Raw genomic sequence first — 23,126 nt, forward strand, 5'->3', positions numbered from 1 at the left:
ATTCAGATATTGCACACTATCTTTTTTAATTACCACATAGGCACTACCTTTGGGTTCAAGAACGGTATTTTCGAAACAAATTCGAAGGCCTTTTCGATACTCTTTGAAAACTACTTCTGTGAAACTTTCTATAGGAATATTTAGGTCAAATATACTTTCTCCGGATTTTAGCTGTTCAAAATAATGTCCACCACATTCGTCAAATCCTGAATAAATGGGTTCTAATAGAACCTTTTGCCAATCTTTACTTTGTTTAAACAAATTATTGCACTCCCTATTATTCCTGATTAAGAAAAAAGCACCTGACACGTATTCCTTTATTCCACTATAAATATCAATATTATCCAAGGTTTTATCATTGATGAATTTTTCGAAATTACCTACAACAGTATCAATATCGAGTGATCCCCAAAATGTATAATTAATTAAATATTCTTCGAAGCATAGACCATAAAGTGGTTTATAATCACATAATTTATATGGATTCGGTAAATTTATTGCAAACTCAAGTTTTCTAGAAAATAGGTTTTGTAACTCTTGTTTTTCAAATGGAATCCAGATAATATTTGATGGTAAATTATCAGGTTTTTTAATATCTGTAAAAAATAAAATATCAAATGGTTTTTCCTTGACTGAATTTACAAATAGCAAAAAGTATGTTGGCAGCTTACCAAAATAAGGAATGACGAAAGCAATTTTATTATTCATAACAATAATAAGTTATATGTTTGCAGGGCAACAAGCTAGATTTTAACAATCGTTTTCCTCTTGTATAAAAGAGGCTTTTCAAGGCATTTATAACAAATCATCGAAATTAATATTGTAACAGTCCATGTTGTTAAGGGGGCAACTAATATCCCTAAAATGCCTTTAAGGGTCAAAGCATGGCATAAATCATATATATAATCCCGAATTGGTAAATGCCATATATATATTCCGTAAGAGATAGTAGATAAATATACAAAGATATTCAATGAAAACACTCTATTCAATTTCCCTTGACGTAAAAATAACAAACTCAATATGGCTAGCATCCAGGCAATATTACAGATAGAAAAGACCATTTGAGGAATAAATGCATGATTATAAAGTTTATAATATTTAATATTCATAGCATAAAATAGAATACATCCAGATACAGTAAATATAAAATATAAAGTAGTTCTATTTATTATTAAATATTTACTTCTCTCATATATAACAGCGCCAGCAATACCTAATGCAAGGCAATCTATGTTGGCCCAGAAGGATTCATACAAAAAATCTTCTCCTTTTTCAATTCCATAATAATAGAGATGATAAAAACGATATCCATAAGAAATACCAGCGAGAACAAACAAAAGAATATAAACTTCACGAATCTTATTTCTAGTAATCAGCAGACAAATTGAATGCATTAGAACAGGCAATACTAAGTAGAAGCGCATCTCTACAAATAAGGACCAAATAACAGGATTGAGATGAATATCTTCAATAAAAAAAAAGTATTTTATAACTGTGCCAAAAGTTAGTTCTATATGTTTATATCCAATCAAGTATAATATAATTGAAGAAAAAATAAACAGTGGATAAATCCTGCAAACTCTTTTTTTAAAAAATGTAAGTATATATTCTTTAGTATTTGTGCCAATTGAATACGTAGTTAAAAATTGTCTAGCTAATAAAAAGCTACTCAACAAAAAAAACAATTGAACACCTAAATAGCCTGTTCCAATGATTGTATTATACCCTGGCAATGCATCGAAATAAAAACTGATATGAAAACTCACAACTAAGAGGACAGCTAACACTCTAAAGCCATCAAGCTCTTTTAAAATACTCTTATTAAATTCCATACCAAACGGTTTTTAGTTTTGAAAATCTTTATTGCTTTTTTTAAAACCAAAGTAGCTCGTTATAATTTGAACAAATAATGCGAATAATGAGCCAGTAAGGTTCATTTTAATTACACCAGCTGTTGATGATAAATCAAAAATAAAAACAGACAACACTTGACTCGCCAATGTAAATACAATAAATAAGGTTGAAGCCCAGCTAAAGATCCATCGTGCAGAGCTATGTATAGTCCACAAAACAGCTCCAACATAAGCTAAACAGGTTGCTACAATTGAAAGCTGCAATTCATGATCCAGGTTATAATATTTTTTACCGATAATAAATAATAATGCTTCTGGAAAAACGTAACTGACAAGAATAAAGATTGATGAAATTATAAGTGATCCAGCGACAATTTGTATATAACGCTTCACAAATAAAGATTTATTATCTATCCTGGCTATATAAGGAGTTATAATAACGCCATTAAAGGTTGTTAAAAATAAAAAAATCTGATTAAGCCTTCCTAACGCTGAAACATCAGCAACTGAGTTAATATTACCGAAAATACTGATAATAAATAATGATATTTGCCCCTGTAAAGCAAAAAAAATAACGCTTGGCATCAAAGGCTTAATATAATTTAACAGATCTTTTTTTACATCCTGATCTACATGTTCTGGTTCAGAAACATATTCTCTAGTTTGCTTTTTAAATCGCAAGCCATTCCATGCAAGAGAAATAACATTTATAAAAGTTACAAACACTGCATTAATATATTGTAAAAAAAACAATGTACTTATAGATGATAATCTAAAAAGCGATACTGCTATTTGTGTCCTATAGGAATCTTTGATGCGCTTATGCATCTGGAGTACAGAATTATAATAAACAAAATTTGCCTGAGCCCAAATTGCAATAAGTAGAGTGCTAAAATAAAAAAGCTGGATGTGTAAGCCCCAATCATACTTATTAGTTATTAGAAAAAATGCAATTGCCATTATAGGAGCAATAATGAATGATAAGTACAGCCTATATTGCTTCGCTGCACTTATATAACTACCTACAACCAAGGTATCATTGACCCTGTTTCCTATCAACGCTATTATAGCTCCGCTTAGTCCAAGGTCTACTAGTAGAGTAATCATCGACTGAAAACCAAACACAATACTGAATTGAGCAAAGTCTTCTTTAGATAACCAGCGCAATACTAAAAAGCCAGTAAGTAAATTTGCAAATTGAAGAATTCCTTGTCCTATTCCAAAATGAACAATTGTCTGAACTTTATTATTAGAATAAATTTTAAGTAAGTAGCTTCTCATTAGTAGGAATAGCAGTTATACAATCAACATTGCATAACTGCTAATTGTGATTTCTAAATAATTAACCATTCATAGACAATGAATAGTTTTTGAATCGGATTATAGGTTTAGTTTCTTTAAAGTATTTTTGCTTTTATACCTGCCATGCACATTGTTCCAGAATTCTTTAAACCGGTTTATTTTTTTGTGCTTATCGTCCCCTTCATAATAACCGTAACCGTAACCATAGCCATAACCATAGCCATAATCGTATGGTCCGGATTCTTTCAGATCATTAACTACAATAGCCAGGTTAGCAATTTTCTTTTCTTCGTATAGAATATTGATTTTCTCCAGCCATTTTTTCTGCGTGATGGCATGACGGATGATGTACAGGTTGATGTGGGAATGCTTCATCAGAATAAAGCCGTCCGCAATCAAACCGATTGGCGGTGTATCGATGATGATATAATCATAATCTTTATTTGCCTGTTTGAATAATTCTTCGATGCGCTGCCCGGATAATAGTTCAGAAGGATTTGGCGGAATCGGACCCGCTGGCAATACATCCAGATTTTCTACGTTTGACTTAAAAATCACCTCTTCTATTGATGCATTATTGATGAGATAACTACTCAATCCAATTGCATTGTTTATTCCCAGTTCTGAAAATACTTTTGGTTTGCGCATATCAGCACCGATCAACAAGGTCTTTTTACCCAATGATGCCATAATGCAGGCGAAATTGGCCGAGAAAAAACTTTTTCCTTCCCCGCTAATGGAAGAAGTGATCAAAACAACCTTATGCGGCCGGTCAGCAGACAAATACTGCAGGTTGATCCGGATCGAACGGAAGGCTTCAGCAATGGCTGATTTGGGTTTAGTTACAACCGTCAGCATGGTATCTTCATGCATGTTATGACCAATGATCCCAAGGATTGGAATATCGGTATTGGTAACCACATCGTCCCGCGTCATGATCTTATCATTAGACAGCTCTCGAATGATAATAAAACCAATGGGAATAAGCACCCCGATCAGTAAAGCCAGGGAGGTTACCAGATTATTATTGGGGCTGATGGCAGAGGCATTAAATGACTTTGCAGCATTCACCACTTTGGCATCTGCATTGTTGGAAGCCTCTGCTATACCAGCTTCTGCCCTCTTTTGCAGCAGGTAATTGTAGATATTATCATTAAGATTAAACCTACGCTGAATATCTACCAATGTCCGTTCATTGGCTGGCAGGAAAGACAGTTGCTGTTCATATTTGGCGATCCGCTGGTTGATATCATTCAGCGTAATTTTTGATGTGCTGATGATATTGGTAATATTCTCCAGAATGCTTTGCTTCGTATGATAGATCTTCCCATCCAGTTCTTTCAGATAAGGATTTTTCGGCGTAGAAGAACGCGTAATAACATTCCGTTCATTATTCAATGCACTTAACTCTGCGATTAAATCCGTTAGCAGGTTATCATCAATCCCCATCACGTGCGGAGCAATCACTTCATTCAGATCCTTATCCTGCTTTAAATAATTATAGAGGTATTGATAATATTTGGCTTTTAATTGTTCGACAGATTTTTCTTTTTCCAGTTCATCCAGGCTGGTTTTGATCATCTCTGCTGATGCACTGATGTTCATTACCTTATTTTTTTTGCGAAACGTTTCCAGATCGCTTTCGGCAGAATTTAAAGATAATGCTATTTCACTCAGTTGGTCGTCAATAAACTTGATGGTGTTGATAGCAGTGGCATTTTTTTCATCGACCCCGCTTTTGATATAGGTCTGTACATGGGTATTCAAAAAAACAATCAGCTTCTCAGTAATCGGCCCCATCATGGAAAGCTGTAATATACCAGGTGCATCCTTGCCGGCTTTTGTAATGGCCAACTGGCTGCAATACTGATTAACAAGATTTTCATGTTTATTAATGATGAAATAAACCTTATAATCACTAACAAAAGCAGTTGCGTTGCTATCTGCAACAATGGTAAAATTGAAACCGTTATTCCGGATAGGTCGGTTTATACTGTATACCTCATCAATGATTTGCTTATCACCAATGCGCAGCTTAAATTTTGTTGAAGAGATAAAATCAACGTAGATACGATTGTAATACCGCTGTTCACCGGAATCCAGTTTTACTGTAAAGGGACAATCGTGATAAAGCTCTATATCATTAACCTCGCCGGTATGATAATAAGACACATCAAAATCCAGTTCATTAATGGTCTTCTCCACCATATCATAGGATTGGATAAATGCCATTTCATTTCCGATGGATTTAGACTGGCTGAACAATGACATTTCTTCCAGACCCACAGCCTTGGTATCATTGATAAATATAGTGGTATGAGCCTTAAAAATTGGAATCGTATAATGCAAATACACTTTTGCAATTGTAAAACATAGTCCAACCGAAAGTATAAAAAAAGGCCAGTATGATAATACTTTATAAAACAGAACCGTAAAATCTATATTATTTTCTTCTTTTTTCACTATGAGATAATTTAGATGGTTCTTGAAACATTTAAAATAACAACTACCAAACTGATCAGACTGACAAATAAAGTAATCTGAGAAAGGTTGGAGCGGACAGCTTTCACTTTAGCCGCTTCCACATAGATCACGTCATTCGGCATAATATAATATGCCGGAGATTCAACCAGTTTAATGTCTGTAAAATCAAGTATGGTTACGGTTGTCTTGCCTTCAACCGTGCGTAATAACTTTACATTTTGTCTGTTGGCATAATCGGCAAAATCCCCGGCCATGGCAAGCGCTTCCAGCATGGTCGTAACATCCTTAGGGATTATCTTTACTCCTGGATTTTTTACATCTCCCAGGAAACTGATCGTAAAATTCGCCAGCTCCACCAACACATAGGCATCTGAAATATAATCGCCCATCAGCTTGGTGATTTTTTGCTGCGTTTCCATGATGGTAAGCCCTTTTACCTGCACACTATCCAGGATCGGGATCACTACATAACCATCATCACTTACTTTGTATCCCACTCCTACCGGGTCATCATTCTGATCAGATGTCTTCATATTGAAGAAATCCGTGGTTTTCTGATTAAAACTGGTAATACTGACATAAAGAATATCTTTGGGCTGTATTTTATAAACAAATTTATAATTGTACAGCGTATCATTCACAGATACGGTCTTATTCTGAATCAACGTAGACTTTTTTCGCGATACACAGGAGAAAAATATAATGCTGCACACAAAAAACAGCAGGATGTGTTTGAAAATATTCATTTTATAGAAGGTTATTATGTAAATATAATAATTCTTTTGACAAAATATAAAAAGTACTATTTAATTGTTATTCACTTAATAATATACCTATTTCTTCTTTGCATTGTTATATCCTGCGCCTCAGCAACAATGCAATTTGGCTGCTGAACAGCAACGGCAATCCGCAACAAAAAAGATTTATCCCTACCTTTATCAATCATATTTTCGTAACAGTAAAAAACAAAACAGACATTGAAAACACAGTCGTGGCAAACGCTCAAACCTGCAGTATATTTTCTGGTGAAATTGATTCTGTTCTACACCATGCTCATCTGGCTTTTCTGGAATTACATCGGCGTTTCTGATCCCAATGGCAATTATTATTTCCCCGTTCTTGATCACTTTAATGCATTAAGAATGGTCTTATGTTTTCTTCTTTATCCCGTTCAATACCTGTTTCAACTTTTAGGTTATGATACCACCATTTATTTCTATGAAGATTTGTATCGCAATGGCGCCAATATTGGTGCACAGGGCTTTTTCAAACTACAGGTAGCATTTCCCTGTCTGGGATTTAAGATCATGATTGCATTCACCTCGTTGATGCTGGCATATCCGGGTACTAAAAAATGGTTTTTTATTCCCTTGGGATTACTATTTAACAAGGTGTTTTTGTATACCAATGTTAACAGATTATTAAAAGGATTACACAATCCTGTTGCATAAGGAAAACGAACCTGCATCACAACTTCTACCCTCCGCCTACCCAAAGCCTAAGGAACGCCTAGGGAAAGCCATATATATTCCGCCTCTGTTCCGCCTGTGTTCCGGGTACCTTCCGCCTATGTTCCGCCTCTGCAGTTCCGGAGTATGGTTTATATTGCTGTTGTGAATGGCATGTTGGCCCTATGTATGGCCGGGAAATGAAAAAATAATGGATGCTTTACATTCAGATTATAAAATGCAAAGCTCGGGAAAAATCAATTCACCTGAAAGATTTAGCTGTTAAAATTCTTGATTTTTATCACGAAAGCCTGTAATCAAACGGGTTCATGCTTTACAGTACCGGGCCTGGACTTTTTTGCCAAAATTGATTTAGCGCCTTGGGCGTTTAGAATACGTTCAATTGCATGCAGGAAATTTTCCGGATCAAAGCGCTTCTGTGCAGCTTCTGCAGTGGCCTGCAGGCCTGATTGCAAGGTTAGCCGCTGTGCTATAATGCTCTCCAATGTATAAGATAATGCTACTGAATTCTGAGCTTCTGCTTTAAAAAATGTTTCATAATTGCTTATATCCTTAATCCCGCCCTGGTGGGTAGAAATTACAATATTGCCGGTTACATACGCTTCTATAATACTTAAAGGCTGGCCTTCCATGATATACCAGGTTGGCAGAACAAAAATATCTGACCAGTACAGTAATTCCTTTTTCTTGTCAAAATCGGCCAAACCGAAGAAATGCACACGGCCCTCCAGAGCATCAATCTTTTGTTTTAATGTATCACCAATCCCTTTTTCAATATTACCTGCAAGGGCAACCTCAAATTCCAACTGTTTATCATTTTTCAGAATAAGCAGCGCATCTAAAAAATCCAGTACCCCCTTACCCAACATCAGATTGCTTAAAAACAACAAACGCGGTACTGCATGTGACTTACGTTCAATAGGATTCTGAATCAACATTGGGTCGTAAAAATTTTCGACTACATCAATGTGAGCATTCGGAAATGTTTTTCCCAAATCAGTGGCCAGACTCGTAGACAAGGCGATCACAGATCGACTTCCTTCCAGTAAACTCCGGAAAATTCTTTTTTTCGAAGCACTCATTAACGCATATGCATTACACACATAACCGCCATGTATATGCAGGATATAGGGAATGCCCAATAGTTTACAGATCAGAATAAAAGGAGAATATTTAACAAGCCCCCAGAAAGTTTGTCCGATGGCCATATAAACGCTCGACTTGCCCGGCACTTTAAAAATATGGACATAAATGCTTAAAAAGGCCAGAATTTTGGAAATACTTAATTTATCTCCCTGCTTAGACGCAATTAACCCTGTTTCAGTATTAATTTTTGACACATCTTGCCCTTTGGAAACCAACCACCTATACAAAAAATCATTACTAACTGTTACTCCGTTTACTACTGGCGGGAAAGGGCCAATCATTAATATTTTCATGTATGCGATTACGCTATTTGAAAAAGTAAGTTTTATTTAGGCAAGTAAGTTATTGATCTGATAAACAGATTTTCTTCCTTACAATGTTACAAAACTTCCCTTATTCAAGTTCTTAACAATTGTAAAGTTCGGACAAAAAAAATTCTTTTATAGCATTTTCGGTGTAATTAATTTGATGCAATGCAAATTAATACCCCACCCTGATCCAATGAATAAAAACAAATAAATGAATATTTACAGAATCACTGCCGGCATTATAGGAGCTTGTTGCCGGATTATGCTCTATCGTGTCTATATAAGACCAGCATAATAAGCACATTAAACAGTTTACTGGCACAAACTTAATACAGTCCATGCATAGCCATTACCTTGAAGGAATTTCCTTCAGGATGTCTGATTTATAAAATATTGCTATCCAGGATTCCTGCGACTGACATAAAATCATATTCTTTTAAGATTTAACGATAAAGCGCGCTTTTCAATCAGGTTCCAGGATAGCCATGCGATTGGAATAACAAGTATCACAGAAATTATACTAATCAGATCTGGTGCTAAATGAATGCCTACACAGGCTATTACCGTTTGTTGTACAGGCATACCATAGATATAGATTCCATAACTATAATCTGTTTTTTGTCCCCATTTACGAATAACATTTACCTTAGGTACAAATGCTAAATACATAGTAACATACGCAATTGTTATATACTTCATCACCCAGGCCACATTCGCATATATTGAAACTACATACAATAGTAAAAGAACAATGGCTACAGAGTGCTTATATGTAATTCGATCCTTGTACAGATAAAGTAACATGCCAGCAATAAAAAACAATCCAAAATCTGAAAAGTGATCTAACTGTAAATGTGTATGTATGAGAAAATAAAATATTTTAGGAGGTACTTCTGCATAAAGTGTATAAAGCCTTATAGAGAAGAATAGAACAAACAAGACAATCCCGAGCCATTTCCGTTTAAAAATGCCGACTGCACACAATGCCATTACCATGATATAATAGGAGAATTCATATGCGAGTGTCCATAAGGATCCATCTATAATATGAGCGATATTGTTTTCAAATACGGTTGGAATAGTGCCTACAACTCTATACACGGTCATGTTCCATAAATATTCCCAGGTAGTACTACGGGAAAAATAATCATGTAACGGCACGTTGGTAAAACATGCACCAAAAATAAAAATGATACTAAGCACACAAACAATCAAGCCTGGGAAAATCCGCAATACACGTTTTACAAAGAATGTCATATAATCCTTGCTTCGCTCCATACTTTGCGTAATTAAAAAACCGGAAATTATAAAAAACATACGCAAGCCTGCAGTACTGATCATTATTTCACCATTGCTGATTTTATATAAAAAATCATGTTTAACGTCTAAACCAACCAGCACATAGGTATGAGTAATAATAACCATTATCGCAGCAACAACACGAATGAAATTAAAGTTGTTTTCCTGATTTGCAATCCGATCAATCATACATATTACGTTATGAGTACAAATACGTCTTTAAATTATTGTTTTGACTTTTCACTTTCATACCCAAAAAATCACCTTGGTTAAACAAAAGAAAATCCCGCTTAAATATTTAAGAATAAAACAGAATAACTATTGAAGCACTATTAGGCTTTGCCTATCATAGCAACGATTTTTCCAGCCCAGGTTTGCGGAGTAAATGCTCTTATCGTATTGATCGAATACAAAGACATTTCTTTGCGCTGCACAATATCTTTATCTGCGAACTGATCCAATGCAATGACCAACTCCAATTCACGATCCGACTTAAATGACCAGCCATTTTTATCTGTATGTAATAAATCCGGAAGACAGCCGCATTCTTCTGAAAGTATAATCGGCAAACCCGCTGCCATTGCTTCGTTTACTACAAGTCCCCATGGCTCAAAGAGGCTTGGCAATACCAAACAAGCCGCAGTTTCATAGATGCCAGGCAATTCAGTATATGCAACCCATCCAGAAAGATTAATTTCACCCTCAAGCCCTAGTGATACAATGTGTTGCTGCAGCATTTTTCTATCAGGTCCATCTCCTACCAGCAATAACTTATATCCTTTCCGGGCCTTTGATTTAGCAAAAGCATTTATAAGCTGAATAAGATTTTTCTCTTTACTATATCGGGCTACACAGACTATATTTTTCCTTTCATCTGTGTAAGAAGAATTACCCTTTTCGAAATGACTATTATCAACCACACTATATCCTTGCGCAACCTTAGTTGGGTGAATTTTATAACGTTCAGTTAAGTGTGTAAATGCTCTGTGACCGGACACAAAAAAATATTGCCCGATTGTTTTCAATAAAAGAGATTTGAGAAAATCTTTTATGCCACCTCTGCTATACCAGGATTCACAAAACACTATCGTTCGTACTCCCGATAGCCGGGCATAAAGTAAGAAAAGATGATATTCCATCCTTCCGTAAGGCATTGCAACAAATTTTATATTCTTTTCCTTCATTAGTTTTCTGAAGGCTTTAAATCGATTCAGAATATCTGATTCTTCAGCAGACTTATCAGATAAAATAGTATGTTTCGATGAATCAATACTTTCCCATTTATACAAAGCATCTGTACCTGCCAAATCAGCTGTATAAACAGAAGCTTGTACTACTTTTTCACACGCATGTACACGAGCAAGATGATAGTCTCCTATTCTATCCCAGATCAACAGTAAATTACCTTCTCTCATAATATCAACGCAATATCTTCTGTGAATTTTTGCACACTGAATTTCTCTACGGTACTTAAAGAGTTTTCAGAACAGAATTTTATTGACTCAGGTTTTGCAATTAAATTCTTTAACAATGCGACTAAGGCATCAGCATTGATATTATCCAATATCCAACCATCGTGTTCGTGTGTTACCACTTCCCCACACTGTCTGGTAGCTACAACGGGAAGCTGCCAGGACATTGCTTCCAGCTGCGTAAGCCCGAATCCATCTGAAAATGTAGGAAATAAAAAAACATCTGATGCTTTATAAAATTGATTTGTTTCTTCTCTGGTAACAATACCAACATAGCGCATATTCGGCAAATTAATTTCCTGCGTTTGAATTTCAGACCGTCCAACCAATACAAACTCTACAGGTAATTCCTGCATTTTTGCTGCTGCATCAATAACGATGTGAATACCTTTCCTTAATGCAAGTGTCCCTAAAAATAAACAACGCAGGGGTCGTTCTTTTGTGAACGCTGAAGAATAAGAACGTTTAAATTTTTTGTTCTGCTCTTCAATCTCATACGGAAGAGGAATCACCTGAATTTTTTCTGCAGGCACACCCTGTTTAATTAAACCGCTTTTACTCCATTGCGAATTCACGATAATTACATCTGATAAGTTATGTTCCTCCTTACATTCTTCCCAATAATGCAATGGAGCTGGCTCCCAATCAGTCTTTAAAGAAGTTGAATTTATTAATCCTCTTACAATATTTTCTTCTTCTAATCCCGGATCAATTTGAAACAATATGGTTTTAAGCTTTTTTTGCCGTGCCACCCGAAAAGAATCTAATGCAGTATAGCTGATTGCAAAAACACTGGTCGCATCTTTGATGCGGAGTATTTTTTCAGCTGCTTCCTTTTTAAATTTTTTATCACGCAAAATATTTAATGACCAACTGTAGCCATATTTCAAACGCAAATAAAAATCATACAGTAAAAAAGAAATACCCAGGGAATATACACGGGAAGATGAAAGAGCTTCTGTATAGCGGCCGGCAAGTGCACGCAAAGATCTTAAAGGAAAAATAGTCAATACCCTTCTCAAGAAGGCTGATCTGATCCATGTATCTGTAATCATCGAATGTAAAAGCCCTGAAGCCAATACAGCTTTCGGTATCAAATAATGTGCGCGAGCACCGATGTGTACACAAATCACCTTAGACCTTTTCAAGCAGCAATTGTTTTTTTACAAACTTTTTATATTCCCGAACGAAATAAATAACCGGCCAGTAGCTCATTAATACAATCGCTATATCTCCCGGCAAATCACCGCTTCGAAAAACAGGGATCATGGCGGTTAATAAAACTCCCGTTAACAACCAGGACAGATCTGATCTGAATTGATTGATGTATCGGTACAACCATACAAGGAAAAATGCCCACAGCACTGAAAAAATTATAATTCCTTCTGTCCCCATTTCGCCATAAAATACCCCATAGATCGTTGGTGAAAAACCGACCGTTGTTTTTTCAAGACCGTACTTTTTCTGATAATTCTGAAACCAGCCTGCCAATGGTTTATCCGGCCACAAGTTGCGGGGGATGGGTCTTAATAAAATATTCAAATGATCTAACCCATAATTGTAATCCAAATATTTAGGATACACCTGATACATCATCATGAAGCCGTCAATAAAGTTCACATCATCAGACTCTTCCATACGTTCGACGCTTTCTTCATAAAGTTCATCCACAGACAACGCCTCTGAACTGGCATTTGCATAACGCAATACCCGCGCGGCAGAAAATATCACCAGGATTACGAATAAACCTGCAGCCATGAACCAGAGCTTCTTCACAGGTTTAATATTCCGTGTAATAAAATATCCGACAGGAATCATCCAGCCTAAAAACTGAAAACGCAATTCCGGACTATATGTAACAACTGCGATGAGCAAAAATACAGCAAAGTATACAACCTTCACCTGCAGATTGGAAACACGGGTAACAATAAACACCATAAAAAACAATAATATGAATGAGCTATTGGCAAGTTTGGTTAAATAGCTATAACTGTTCGCAACATCATGTAAAACAATTTCAAAAAAAGTAAATATGCCCAACCCAATAAAAATAACTGTCTTCCGCTGCAATAAAAATTGCCTTAAATATTCATTAGAGTCTTTTATTTTTTTAACCGGCTCCTTAAAAAAATACATAAATCCATACATCATTACTGAACTGCCCAGTAAAATAAGTTCTGCTACTTTGTAAGCTATTTCAAAATTGAAAATAAAATCAATTTCATAATTAAAACTCACAAAATGACTGGTACCCATTTCAAGAGATAGTATTCGATATTGTACCATCATATTAAAAAGTGCTATAAAAATGGGTACTTCAGAGCGTTTCTGTAAATAGAACACCACAGCAATAACCAGATTTATAACCAATACAATGTATATTAAATCTTTATCCATTCTTCTAAGCTACCCCAGGCAATATTGCTTCAATCTACTTAAAAAACAGTAAAATGAATACAATATCCATTGATAATGGTAATCTATTCATCTATTTTATTTGCATTGACCGGCCTAAAGCCATTTTTCAATGTAGATTTAGTCCGTAATTCAATTGCAGGATTTTGCCATGACAAAATGCTTGGTAATGGCAAATCCCAAACAACTTCACTTTTGTAATATGAAACATGATTGATATTCTGTATCTGAATTTCTCCTTCAGGAAAAGCAGCCTGTTGAAACACTATATTTTTATAATTACCTGAAACATCTTTGCATGTACGTACGAGATTCATACTTGTCATGATAACAACAAAAAACAATATCAACTGCTGAGTATACTTTCTCAAAACTACTATCTCCTGTAACAGAAAATATATTCCTATTCCTACATATACTAAAATATATCCCCACGCAAAACGGAAATCGGGATATTGAGTAATCCATATAACAATATTCAACAGAAGCATTCCCTGAATAGCTATAAACAAACGATCATTCAGCGTACGCAGGTGTTTTTTTAGCGTAACAATATGATAGAGAGAAATCACTAGAGCTGTGATCAAAAATGCCTTTTGCTCAATCGGACTTTTTTTAAACCATTGCGGAAACCATTCTGAGAAAGACATTTTAAGAACCTCTTCTATAGATAAGCTATCGAAAATCGGAAAACATTTAACAGCATTGCGTTCATAGATTACTGACTCCAAAGGTACTTTCCAATCAGGATTAAAAATATCGATACCTGCGATTGGAAAAACCAGGTAACCGGTTGTTATGTAAAAACGCACACACCAGGGAATTATAAACATTGCTCCTATACATACAAGCCATACCATTCTATCAAATTGTTTATTCAATAAAACAATACTAATTGTTGGCAAATAAATAAGCAGCAAATAGATTGATGATGGCTTTATGGTAACCAGATAGAAGGAAATAAAAAACGAAACTATAAATGTATAATCGATTTCACCCAACGTTTTATTTTCGTACTTACCAACCATCCACAAAATTACCAGAGAGCCTAAATAAATATTGGGCAAATCAGCTGCTGAAGATGTTAAAAAATTCCTAAAAACAAATGAAGCGACAAACAAACCGCAGATATAACGTATAGGTGAGACTGTCTTTGAAACACCCAGTAAGTAATAGCCGAGTATAACTAAGGTAATAAAACCATTTAAATCATAGAACAATGTTCCTGACCATCGCAGACTAAGTAGAGCACTCAGAATATGCCAGGATGAATTAAAGCCAAACCGGCCTTGTAAATTAGCGAGCCCCGGAGTAATACCATATGTTTCAACCCATTTAATGAATGGAAGATAATATCCTTTTTCGTCAAGTATTTCTGAAGGAGCTGCACTTTTACAAACAACAATAATCAGTATAGCGAAAAATACACCTCCGGTAACTGTAAACAAACGAACCTGTTTAATTGCAGCAACTACAATTTCTCTTTCTTTAATTATCGCTCCCAGGGCAAGAGCATATAGAACAAGTAACAAATAAGGACTATTACCAAGCGAAAAAAACAACGAACACACATTCGCAATGAATCCAACGATCACTACTCCGATCAGGATAAAAACAAATAAACTTTCGGAACTCTCATGCTGGTTGAAATACTTAACAACAGAACGATGCCCCAATACTCCCCAACCTAAAAATAAAGGCAATAACAAAAACCAATATGCGATTAATAAGATCATAACATGTCGTGATTAAAATACTATCCGATCGGTGTATGTTGTTTATTCATTAATTTCTTTTTCACTTTTTGAAAGAAATATATTCCCAAATATTTCATATACCCAACCCAAAAAGAGAATGATTTAAACGGCATATACTTCACCATAAACTTTTTTGCCTTTGCTCCCTGAAAATGCAGGGTATGAAACAATACAGCTTTTTGATTCAGCTTCAGTATTCCAAATGGCTTTCCCTTTTGAAAGAAAATTTTTTTTATTCCCTTATCCATTTCAAAATATTCCTTTCCTACTTCCAGAGAAGGATCAAATGAGGAAGCTCCGTTAAAGCAATATGTATTTTCTACTTTTTGTTTATTTTTTTCAGCGTAAGCTGTTAGTAAAGTCATATCCGACACTCCGCCTACACCATGAATGGAAACAAAGTCTTTATAATATTTTTCTAATGCATTCAATGCATCCGCACCTGTATAAGAGTCAATAACAAATGTGCAAAAATCCATGAGTACATCTTTATTAACAAAATTGGTATGCCCGGAGATGCCACATAAAGTCATACCTGCATGCTTATATGTATCCGATAAATGCTGAACATCGTCGTAAACCAACACATCAGAATCCAGATACAAACAACGTTCAATACCTTTCTGTATCATAAACGATTTAAGCACAAACCAGCGCTGAATACACATCAATTCAAATGCTTCCGAATTTGTACTATAATGTTTATATAACTCTGCAAACTGGTTCGCTTCCTCTGATAATACATCAATTGAAATATGCTCAACAATAGGTTCATATACATGGCTTTCATCTGTACCAATAAAATAAACCGGTGCCTGCGGATTAGTTTGCTTAAGCTGATAAAGTGTATTGTATATATATGAGCTATTTCCTTTATGAATAAAAACAACAGGTATCATACAATTCTCTTTTTTCGTTTGTGTAATTCATGCACATGCTCAACAACAATCCGCACATGGTTATGCCAGCTTGCATACTCCAGATAATGTTCCCATGCTTCCAGTTGGTCAGTTGAAACATCTGCATACAGCGCACGGGAAACACTGTCTATAAATTCTTTTTTATTGACCGGAATAATCTCAGCCAATGCAAACTTCCTGACAACATTCGTAAGTGCCGATTTACTATCGCTAACAATGAATCTCTTTTTGTGCGGAGCAATCAAATTCAACAATCCACTCTGAGAAGTGAAGCTATGTTTGTAATACAAAAGTACCAGATCACACGCTTTGATAATTGCCTGCATTTCATCGTCTGACAAATGCTTTTCAATCCATATTACCTGGTGCAGTACATTCAGTTTTTTAATTTGTTCTTTATATGTTTCGATTACTACTGAAGAGCTGGAAGGTTTCCCCGCAATAAGCAATACTACATGGGGCAAATCAGGTAAGCAGTCGATGATAAACGAATAGTTTTTTTCATCACGGATATTGCCAATAATTCCCATCATTTTCCGTTCTCCTTTTTGAGAAACAAGCGAATTTAAAAGTGCTTGATCATATTCCGGATGTTCATACAGGCCATGCGGAATATTTATTTTGGGAATTTCTTTTTTGTAATATGTTTTATCAGGTAATATTTCGTGATACAGTGCCATGTCCATGATTGACATAACAGCCTTCATCGTTAATTCTGATAAAAATCTAACCGGCAGGTATGCGTCCCGATCGGGATCATGTAACAATACAACAAACGTATGCTTTGGTTTTAGCAGATAAAAGAAAGGCACCCAAAGCATGGATGAAATTTGTTCGTAATCATTTACAATGACTAAAGATGGCGGAGCTTTTCTAAGAAAAGAAAAAACAATAAAGGGATTTATAATGCTTCTGAAAAGAAAATAAAATTTCCTGAATAATTTATTTTTATAACGGGGCAAATCCGATATAAGAATTTTTTTATAACAAGCATTTTCCTGTTGCGTAGCATTCGCAGGAATTAATACCTTACAGTCTGTTATATGTTCGTTGTCTGAATAGGCTTTAGCAATACAACGGGAATATTCATAATTACCTCCAAAACTATTGGTATTTAGAATTACAACATTCATTATGCCAGACGTTTTTTTAGTTCCAAAGCTGCGCTCTTACGAAAAGCAGGTGATTTAAAATATCCTTTATAAAACCCTTTCAAATAACTATAACGAGTACTCTCAAGTAAATAAAAACTATATAAAAGCACACCAAAATTATATTTATCTGTTTTGAGTCTAAGCCAATTCTTAATATGATAAATATAAGGTCTGAATCCAGCAAGCAAAGGTATTAATACTAAAAAAAAATAGTTATTTATAAGATTGAACAATGCCAGCACACTAAGTCCGATCAGACAAATCAGGAAAGATAGCCTTAACATTAAGTCCATACATTTACCTAGCGTACTGCGGATATTTATTCCGGATTCTCCATCTCCTAACCCATAACGAAAAGCTTCTTTATTATATGCACTGGCCGTTTTATGTCTACCCCAAAATACATATGGCTTCTCAACCGGGTAAAAAGTAATGCCGGACTTTTTCACTAAACGTCCGAATATAGTATCATCAGCAGCCAATGTGAGCCATTCACAATACCCTCCAACGCGATCAAAGACTTCTTTATAATATGCGACAGACCGAGAAGTTGGTGTAAACCATTCTTCCTTTATATCATCTTTGTATCCATTAAACAATAAATAAGCCGCCTTTGCAGATATAGATTGAAGATCTTCGTCTTTAACCGTAAACGCTCCGGCTACAGCTTTTACAGAAGGATCCTTAAATGGAGCGATAATACTTTCAAGCCATTGAGGATGAAAGCGGCAGCCGAAATCAGTACTGGCAATCAATGGATAAGCTGCTGCCTGTATAGCCATATTTCTACCTTCGGCTACATTACATTTATGCTTTTGTAAAACCTTAATGGGTATTGGAGATTCTTTCTGCCATGCTAAAAGGGTTTCATATGTGCCATCGGTAGACCCTGCATCGGTAATAATGATTTCAGAAGGTTGTACCGTTTGGTTTTTCAATTCTTCTATTGTTTGATCTAACCGGGATGCCTCGTTATAAACAGTAGAAACTAATGTAAAGCTCAATGTCATACAGAAATACTAACAATGAGCAATTTACACATTATTGTCTGGATGACAATGTATTATTATCATTAAACTTTGTGTAATGCCCAGCTAAAGCAGACTGATATCAGATCAAACACCAGCGCTGTTCCTCAATAAACAAATCTACCTTTCAGGTTATTTAAGGGTTTTTCAATCGCATAAAAAGAAAGTGTTGCAATCGCATATACCAGGCAAACATCAATAGTCAGGGCGAGGTATGTGTCTGAGATCTCTATAAAATATTTTCGGATGTAGGGAACAAACGGATGGTATAAGTACATTCCATAACTTATTTTTCCTGTATAGCGCAGCACACCGTTATTAAGTATTTTGCTATCCTTCCAATCAGTAATAGATTTATATAAAATCAGAGAAAAAATTATCGAAAAAATGGGCAGTGTTTTTAATAAAAAACTTTTCCCTTTATGATCAACGATCGGAAAATTCAAATGAATATACAAACACAAAAATAGCAACAATAAAATTGAAGGATATGGAAGCTTTATATCATGAATACGCATATAAGCAAGCAGCAGCCCGAATCCAAAATAATCGAAAGCTGACAATGTAAAATAATCATAAAAGTAATTGTATTGAAAATGAAGAATCATTCTGGAAACGACGCCTGCAACAATAAATCCAACGATCAATTTTAATATATTTTTTGCGGGAGTTAAAAACAACAGCAATGGGAAGACAAGATAAAACTGCTCTTCAATGCTAAGAGTCCAGAAATGAGATGTTGGCCACACAGTAAACTTATCAATGATGAGTTTAAAATTTGCTGTATACGTAGCATACCATTCCGCATAATTGTATATATAATGGGGCAAGCCCAGCAGCAGCATTACAAGCAATAAAAGATAATACACAGGAAAAATTCTAAGGGAACGCCGGATATAAAAAACTTTCAAAATATTTTTCGTTGGTTCATTTGTAACATCTTTTTGATATCGTTGCTGAATCAAAATATTCCCAATTAGGAAACCACTCAAAACGAAAAATATTCCTACTCCTAAAGCACCAAAATGTAAATTAATAAACCAGCCTTTATCTACAACCAGATGTTCATACATAACAGCAAGCAAGGCCAGCCCTCTTATACCATCCAGAGCTGAAAAATATACTGGTTTTGCTGAGCCTTCAACCTGCATTAAGATTTTTTATTTACAAGTTGATTTTTCAGTTCAAATGCAGCTTCCATGGCCTTATCCATGTTATAGTATTCCCATTCAGCAAACCTGCCTAAAACATATATCCCATAAGGAGCCAGATATTCTTTATAAGCTTTAATAATTTTCCGGGTTTCATGATCCTGTATCACATAAGAGTTCTGTTCGTTATTGAAGTCAATAGGAACTAAATTACCAGGCAATAAAGCAAGTTCCTTTATCATTTCTTCTTTCGTACAAATTCCTGAAAACTCTACTGTACAAGACGATCGATTTGATTTTTTTAGCACATCAGAATTATTGGTATAACTGAAATTACCTGTATATATAATACGGTGTGCTTTAAATGAGGACTCGGGAATATATAACCAGGACAAATCATTTACATCACAACTGCACAGCACGCTTGAGGTTCCATTTGAACGCAGCTGTTTAATGGAGTTCTCATATTGAAAAGGTTTATCGGCAGATATAATGTCAGGCAGATTTCTAACATCAGCCGTATAAATAACTTTATCAAAGGTTTCGCCAAAGAGTGTTATTTTATTTTCTTTTATTGAAATACTTTCCAACGGCTTATTACACACAACTGAAAGTCCCTCGGCGAGCCTATCTACGATAAACTGCGAACCTCCGGATTTGGGATAATAAAAATTTGCATGAACCATGTCCCGCTCATCCCTGCGAATAATGTTGTTTGTAATAATCTCAAGAATATTAGGCATCGGAAGTTTTCCGTCCAACCATTCCATGGATACAGTACTTAAATCTGTTTTCCATATTTTTTGATTATACGGTTTGAAATATAATTCATATAAGGTATTTCCAAATGTATTCTGCAGAAAAGCTTCAAAGTGTTCGTAAGACATCGGCTGCTTTATGCCAGCTTTATTTATTTCAATCAGTTCCTTTATGACCTGTTCTACAACCGGCACTTCGAGTTGATATAAAAAATTCTCTATCGGATAACCTACAAATGCTCCTTTATAAAAAATTTTCGCATTCCTTTTGGCCTGCACAAACTCCTTTTCTTTGTCGAATTTATTCCAAAACCATTCTAATACTTCTTTATTTTTACTATTAAATACATGCCCGCCAACCCTATGATAAAGCACATCATCCGGACGGTTACAGTATACAAGCCCACCAATATTAGCATTCCTTTCAAAGACATGTACATCATATGTATCCTGCAACACAGCAGCGGCTGTCAATCCTGAAATTCCCGATCCTATAACAGCGATTTTACTTTTCATTGATATTATTTAAAATATGCTCTTTAATTTTTTCAAGCAGCGACATTGACAAAGACGCATCAAACTTACGGGCAAAGAAAGCTTCCGAGTGACTTATAACATCATAATCTTTTTCTTTTAAATTATTAGGATGCCAGTTAACAGCATTCGTCCAGTCAATATACCTGTAATTATTATTATTTAAATTCATTGCTTTGTTATTCGCCAACAGTGTTTGAAAAACAACTTCAGGAGGACAAACATTCAAATCCGGATATTGATTTACATCTCTTAAAAATTCTGTTATTTTTTTAACATCCTTTTTGTTCTCCAATATATATTTCATGGCCTTTCTATTGATCATAAACCAATCAGAGCCGTGATAAGGTATATATAAGTCTTTAAAAATATTTGTATATTTTTTTCTTTTAACCCGAATAGGTTTCCAATAAAACTTTCCGCTTTTCCTAAAAAAGGGAATCTGAAACAACATTCGTGTTTCAAAAGCTTTTCTGAAGTACTGATAAAAATCGAAATAATCTGTATTAACATTATTACATTCAATATATCCATCAAACGTACTATTCTTTAAAAAATCGATTAATTGAGCGGGTCTTTTAATTGGAAAACAATTGGCGCTGAGCGTAACAAACCAGTCGCAGTTTTTATCATATAGTAGTTCAAATGTTTTCAATAAAGCCTCAATGTTATTTACATGCGACCAATGAGTTATTACGGTTTCTTTTACTATATCAATATTTGCTTCTTTAAAAAACGTTGCATCAAATGCAGACTTGGACTTATCGTGATGTATTGCTATTGAATAATCGGGGTATTGCGCTAATTGATTAACCAGTTCTATATATACCTGATCAGGTTCTTTGTGTGACAATATGGAAAATCCTATTTTCATACATTAAGCATTTAATTTAAAGAAGTATTAAAATATTTTTCAAACATTACTTTATCAGAACTTATGCCATGTAAGGGTTGCCAATCCGTGCCGGTTTTCATGCGCCCATATTTTGAATAAGCTTTACTTATGAATCCAGCCAGATGATCTGCAAAACTTAATGGATAATGAATCTGATATTGCTTACAATACTTCTTGTAATTTGTAATCGTCCCTCTTAGCACATATTTACTCAATAATGACATACGTTTTTTATCACGTTTCAATATATCAGAAAAGATGGCTATGCCATTTTGGGTACGCTCTATCTCTTTGGTGTATTTATCTGTAATTTGATATTCATGTTGCCGGTAGATGGTTAAGCTTTTATTCTCATGTAAAGGAAAGGGTGTAATCAATGCAACACGGGACCAATATTCTTTATCTTCGTGTGTCATTACATCTTCACGCCATAAACCTACCTGATCAACTAAAGCTTTTGAAAATAAACATGCTTGAGTAATTGAGCACCAGCCTTGAGCTACGATATCCGATAAGGGCGTATTGGGTAATGGATAATACTGCATTACAACATCTGTCTGTACCCACCCCTGCGGCTCTTTTCTAGCTGTCACAAACGGACCAATCACACAGCCCTTTTCAATATTCGTACTTAGCTGCTCTGCCTGAACTTCTAATTTATTCGGCGACATTATATCATCTGAATCAAAAAACTGAATAGCTTCTCCGCGGGCAATTTCAATTCCTGTATTACGAGCAGCTCCAGGACCATGCCCCTTACTTTTAAGTAAAATTATTTTATGCATGTATGGCTGCAACACCTCTGTTAAATTATCCGTTGACTCATCATCTACAATGATGATCTCTATGGGCGGCAAGGATTGTGTCAATACACTTTCCAGTGTCTCAACAATCAAATGTGCCCGGTTTTTAATCGGTATAATAACAGATATTTTCATTTACAGCCTTACGTATTCTTTGTCTACCGAATCTCTAATTATAAAATAAGTATTTAGTTTACGGCCAGATTTTTTTAAATAAAAACCGCAATAAAAATTTTCCTTCTTGAGCTTTATCTTTTTTCCTTAACGTAAATTCATGTATTGCCTTTGTAAAAAAATAAAGATATGTATATAGCGTTCCTTTATTTTTCAACAAAAATTCAAATTTATGAGGTAATACTTTAGTTCTATATATAC

Annotated in this window: 19 protein-coding genes; 1 reads left to right on the forward strand and 18 read right to left on the reverse strand. The window is 35.0% G+C overall.

The window, feature by feature from the left end:
• From QZ824_RS05510 to QZ824_RS05530, 5 genes are all read right to left on the reverse strand, one after another.
• Positions 1 to 708: DUF6625 family protein (locus QZ824_RS05510; protein ID WP_291275019.1), on the reverse strand; the 708-nt coding region annotated here is incomplete at its 3' end.
• Between the two features lie 35 nt (positions 709 to 743).
• A complete protein-coding gene (locus QZ824_RS05515; RefSeq protein WP_291275020.1) occupies positions 744 to 1,835 on the reverse strand; it encodes an acyltransferase in 1,092 nt (363 codons plus the stop codon).
• Between the two features lie 12 nt (positions 1,836 to 1,847).
• Positions 1,848 to 3,137 carry a hypothetical protein gene (locus QZ824_RS05520; RefSeq protein WP_291275021.1) on the reverse strand — a complete coding sequence of 430 codons (1,290 nt, stop codon included), beginning with the start codon at positions 3,135 to 3,137 and terminating at the stop codon, positions 1,848 to 1,850.
• 99 nt (positions 3,138 to 3,236) lie between these two features.
• Positions 3,237 to 5,621, reverse strand: a complete 2,385-nt coding sequence (locus tag QZ824_RS05525) for a tyrosine-protein kinase (RefSeq protein ID WP_291275022.1) — start codon at positions 5,619 to 5,621, stop codon at positions 3,237 to 3,239.
• Between the two features lie 11 nt (positions 5,622 to 5,632).
• Entirely contained in the window at positions 5,633 to 6,388 is a 756-nt protein-coding gene (locus tag QZ824_RS05530) for a polysaccharide biosynthesis/export family protein (RefSeq protein ID WP_291275023.1), read from the reverse strand.
• Between the two features lie 231 nt (positions 6,389 to 6,619).
• Between QZ824_RS05530 and QZ824_RS05535 the strand changes: the two genes are divergently transcribed.
• Positions 6,620 to 7,093 (forward strand): hypothetical protein, encoded by a 474-nt coding sequence (locus tag QZ824_RS05535; RefSeq protein ID WP_291275024.1) that lies wholly within the window; start codon positions 6,620 to 6,622, stop codon positions 7,091 to 7,093.
• 314 nt (positions 7,094 to 7,407) lie between these two features.
• On the opposite strand, the gene QZ824_RS05540 is transcribed toward QZ824_RS05535, so the two are convergent.
• From QZ824_RS05540 to QZ824_RS05600, 13 genes are all read right to left on the reverse strand, one after another.
• Positions 7,408 to 8,550 carry a glycosyltransferase family 4 protein gene (locus QZ824_RS05540; protein ID WP_291275025.1) on the reverse strand — a complete coding sequence of 381 codons (1,143 nt, stop codon included), beginning with the start codon at positions 8,548 to 8,550 and terminating at the stop codon, positions 7,408 to 7,410.
• 441 nt (positions 8,551 to 8,991) lie between these two features.
• On the reverse strand, positions 8,992 to 10,053 hold the full coding sequence (locus QZ824_RS05545) for an acyltransferase (RefSeq protein ID WP_291275026.1): 1,062 nt from the start codon (positions 10,051 to 10,053) through the stop codon (positions 8,992 to 8,994).
• Between the two features lie 143 nt (positions 10,054 to 10,196).
• Entirely contained in the window at positions 10,197 to 11,279 is a 1,083-nt protein-coding gene (locus QZ824_RS05550; RefSeq protein ID WP_291275027.1) for a glycosyltransferase family 4 protein, read from the reverse strand.
• The gene (locus QZ824_RS05555) at positions 11,276 to 12,484 is read right to left on the reverse strand and encodes a glycosyltransferase family 4 protein (protein WP_291275028.1); all 1,209 of its coding nucleotides are present in this window, start codon (positions 12,482 to 12,484) and stop codon (positions 11,276 to 11,278) included. Before QZ824_RS05555 ends, QZ824_RS05550 begins: the two co-directional genes overlap by 4 nt.
• Entirely contained in the window at positions 12,471 to 13,733 is a 1,263-nt protein-coding gene (locus QZ824_RS05560) for a hypothetical protein (protein WP_291275029.1), read from the reverse strand. The genes QZ824_RS05555 and QZ824_RS05560 overlap by 14 nt, the downstream gene beginning before the upstream one ends.
• A gap of 83 nt (positions 13,734 to 13,816) precedes the next feature.
• Positions 13,817 to 15,487, reverse strand: a complete 1,671-nt coding sequence (locus QZ824_RS05565) for a hypothetical protein (protein ID WP_291275030.1) — start codon at positions 15,485 to 15,487, stop codon at positions 13,817 to 13,819.
• A gap of 20 nt (positions 15,488 to 15,507) precedes the next feature.
• Positions 15,508 to 16,407 (reverse strand): hypothetical protein, encoded by a 900-nt coding sequence (locus QZ824_RS05570; RefSeq protein ID WP_291275031.1) that lies wholly within the window; start codon positions 16,405 to 16,407, stop codon positions 15,508 to 15,510.
• Positions 16,404 to 17,561, reverse strand: a complete 1,158-nt coding sequence (locus QZ824_RS05575; protein ID WP_291275032.1) for a glycosyltransferase — start codon at positions 17,559 to 17,561, stop codon at positions 16,404 to 16,406. Before QZ824_RS05575 ends, QZ824_RS05570 begins: the two co-directional genes overlap by 4 nt.
• Complete coding sequence (locus tag QZ824_RS05580) at positions 17,561 to 18,586, reverse strand: glycosyltransferase (RefSeq protein ID WP_291275033.1); 1,026 nt, start codon at positions 18,584 to 18,586, stop codon at positions 17,561 to 17,563. Before QZ824_RS05580 ends, QZ824_RS05575 begins: the two co-directional genes overlap by 1 nt.
• Positions 18,587 to 18,717: 131 nt before the next feature.
• Positions 18,718 to 19,761, reverse strand: coding sequence for an acyltransferase (locus QZ824_RS05585; protein WP_291275034.1), 1,044 nt, complete (start codon positions 19,759 to 19,761; stop codon positions 18,718 to 18,720).
• Positions 19,761 to 21,035: an NAD(P)-binding protein gene (locus QZ824_RS05590; RefSeq protein ID WP_291275035.1), complete on the reverse strand. Its 1,275-nt coding sequence runs from the start codon at positions 21,033 to 21,035 to the stop codon at positions 19,761 to 19,763. The genes QZ824_RS05585 and QZ824_RS05590 overlap by 1 nt, the downstream gene beginning before the upstream one ends.
• Positions 21,025 to 21,927 (reverse strand): beta-1,6-N-acetylglucosaminyltransferase, encoded by a 903-nt coding sequence (locus tag QZ824_RS05595; protein WP_291275036.1) that lies wholly within the window; start codon positions 21,925 to 21,927, stop codon positions 21,025 to 21,027. The genes QZ824_RS05590 and QZ824_RS05595 overlap by 11 nt, the downstream gene beginning before the upstream one ends.
• Before the next feature lie 11 nt (positions 21,928 to 21,938).
• Complete coding sequence (locus tag QZ824_RS05600) at positions 21,939 to 22,886, reverse strand: glycosyltransferase family 2 protein (RefSeq protein ID WP_291275037.1); 948 nt, start codon at positions 22,884 to 22,886, stop codon at positions 21,939 to 21,941.
• Between the last annotated feature and the right edge of the window lie 240 nt (positions 22,887 to 23,126).

The sequence above is a fragment of the Flavobacterium sp. genome, assembly GCF_021151785.1.
Lineage (GTDB): Bacteria > Bacteroidota > Bacteroidia > Flavobacteriales > Flavobacteriaceae > Flavobacterium.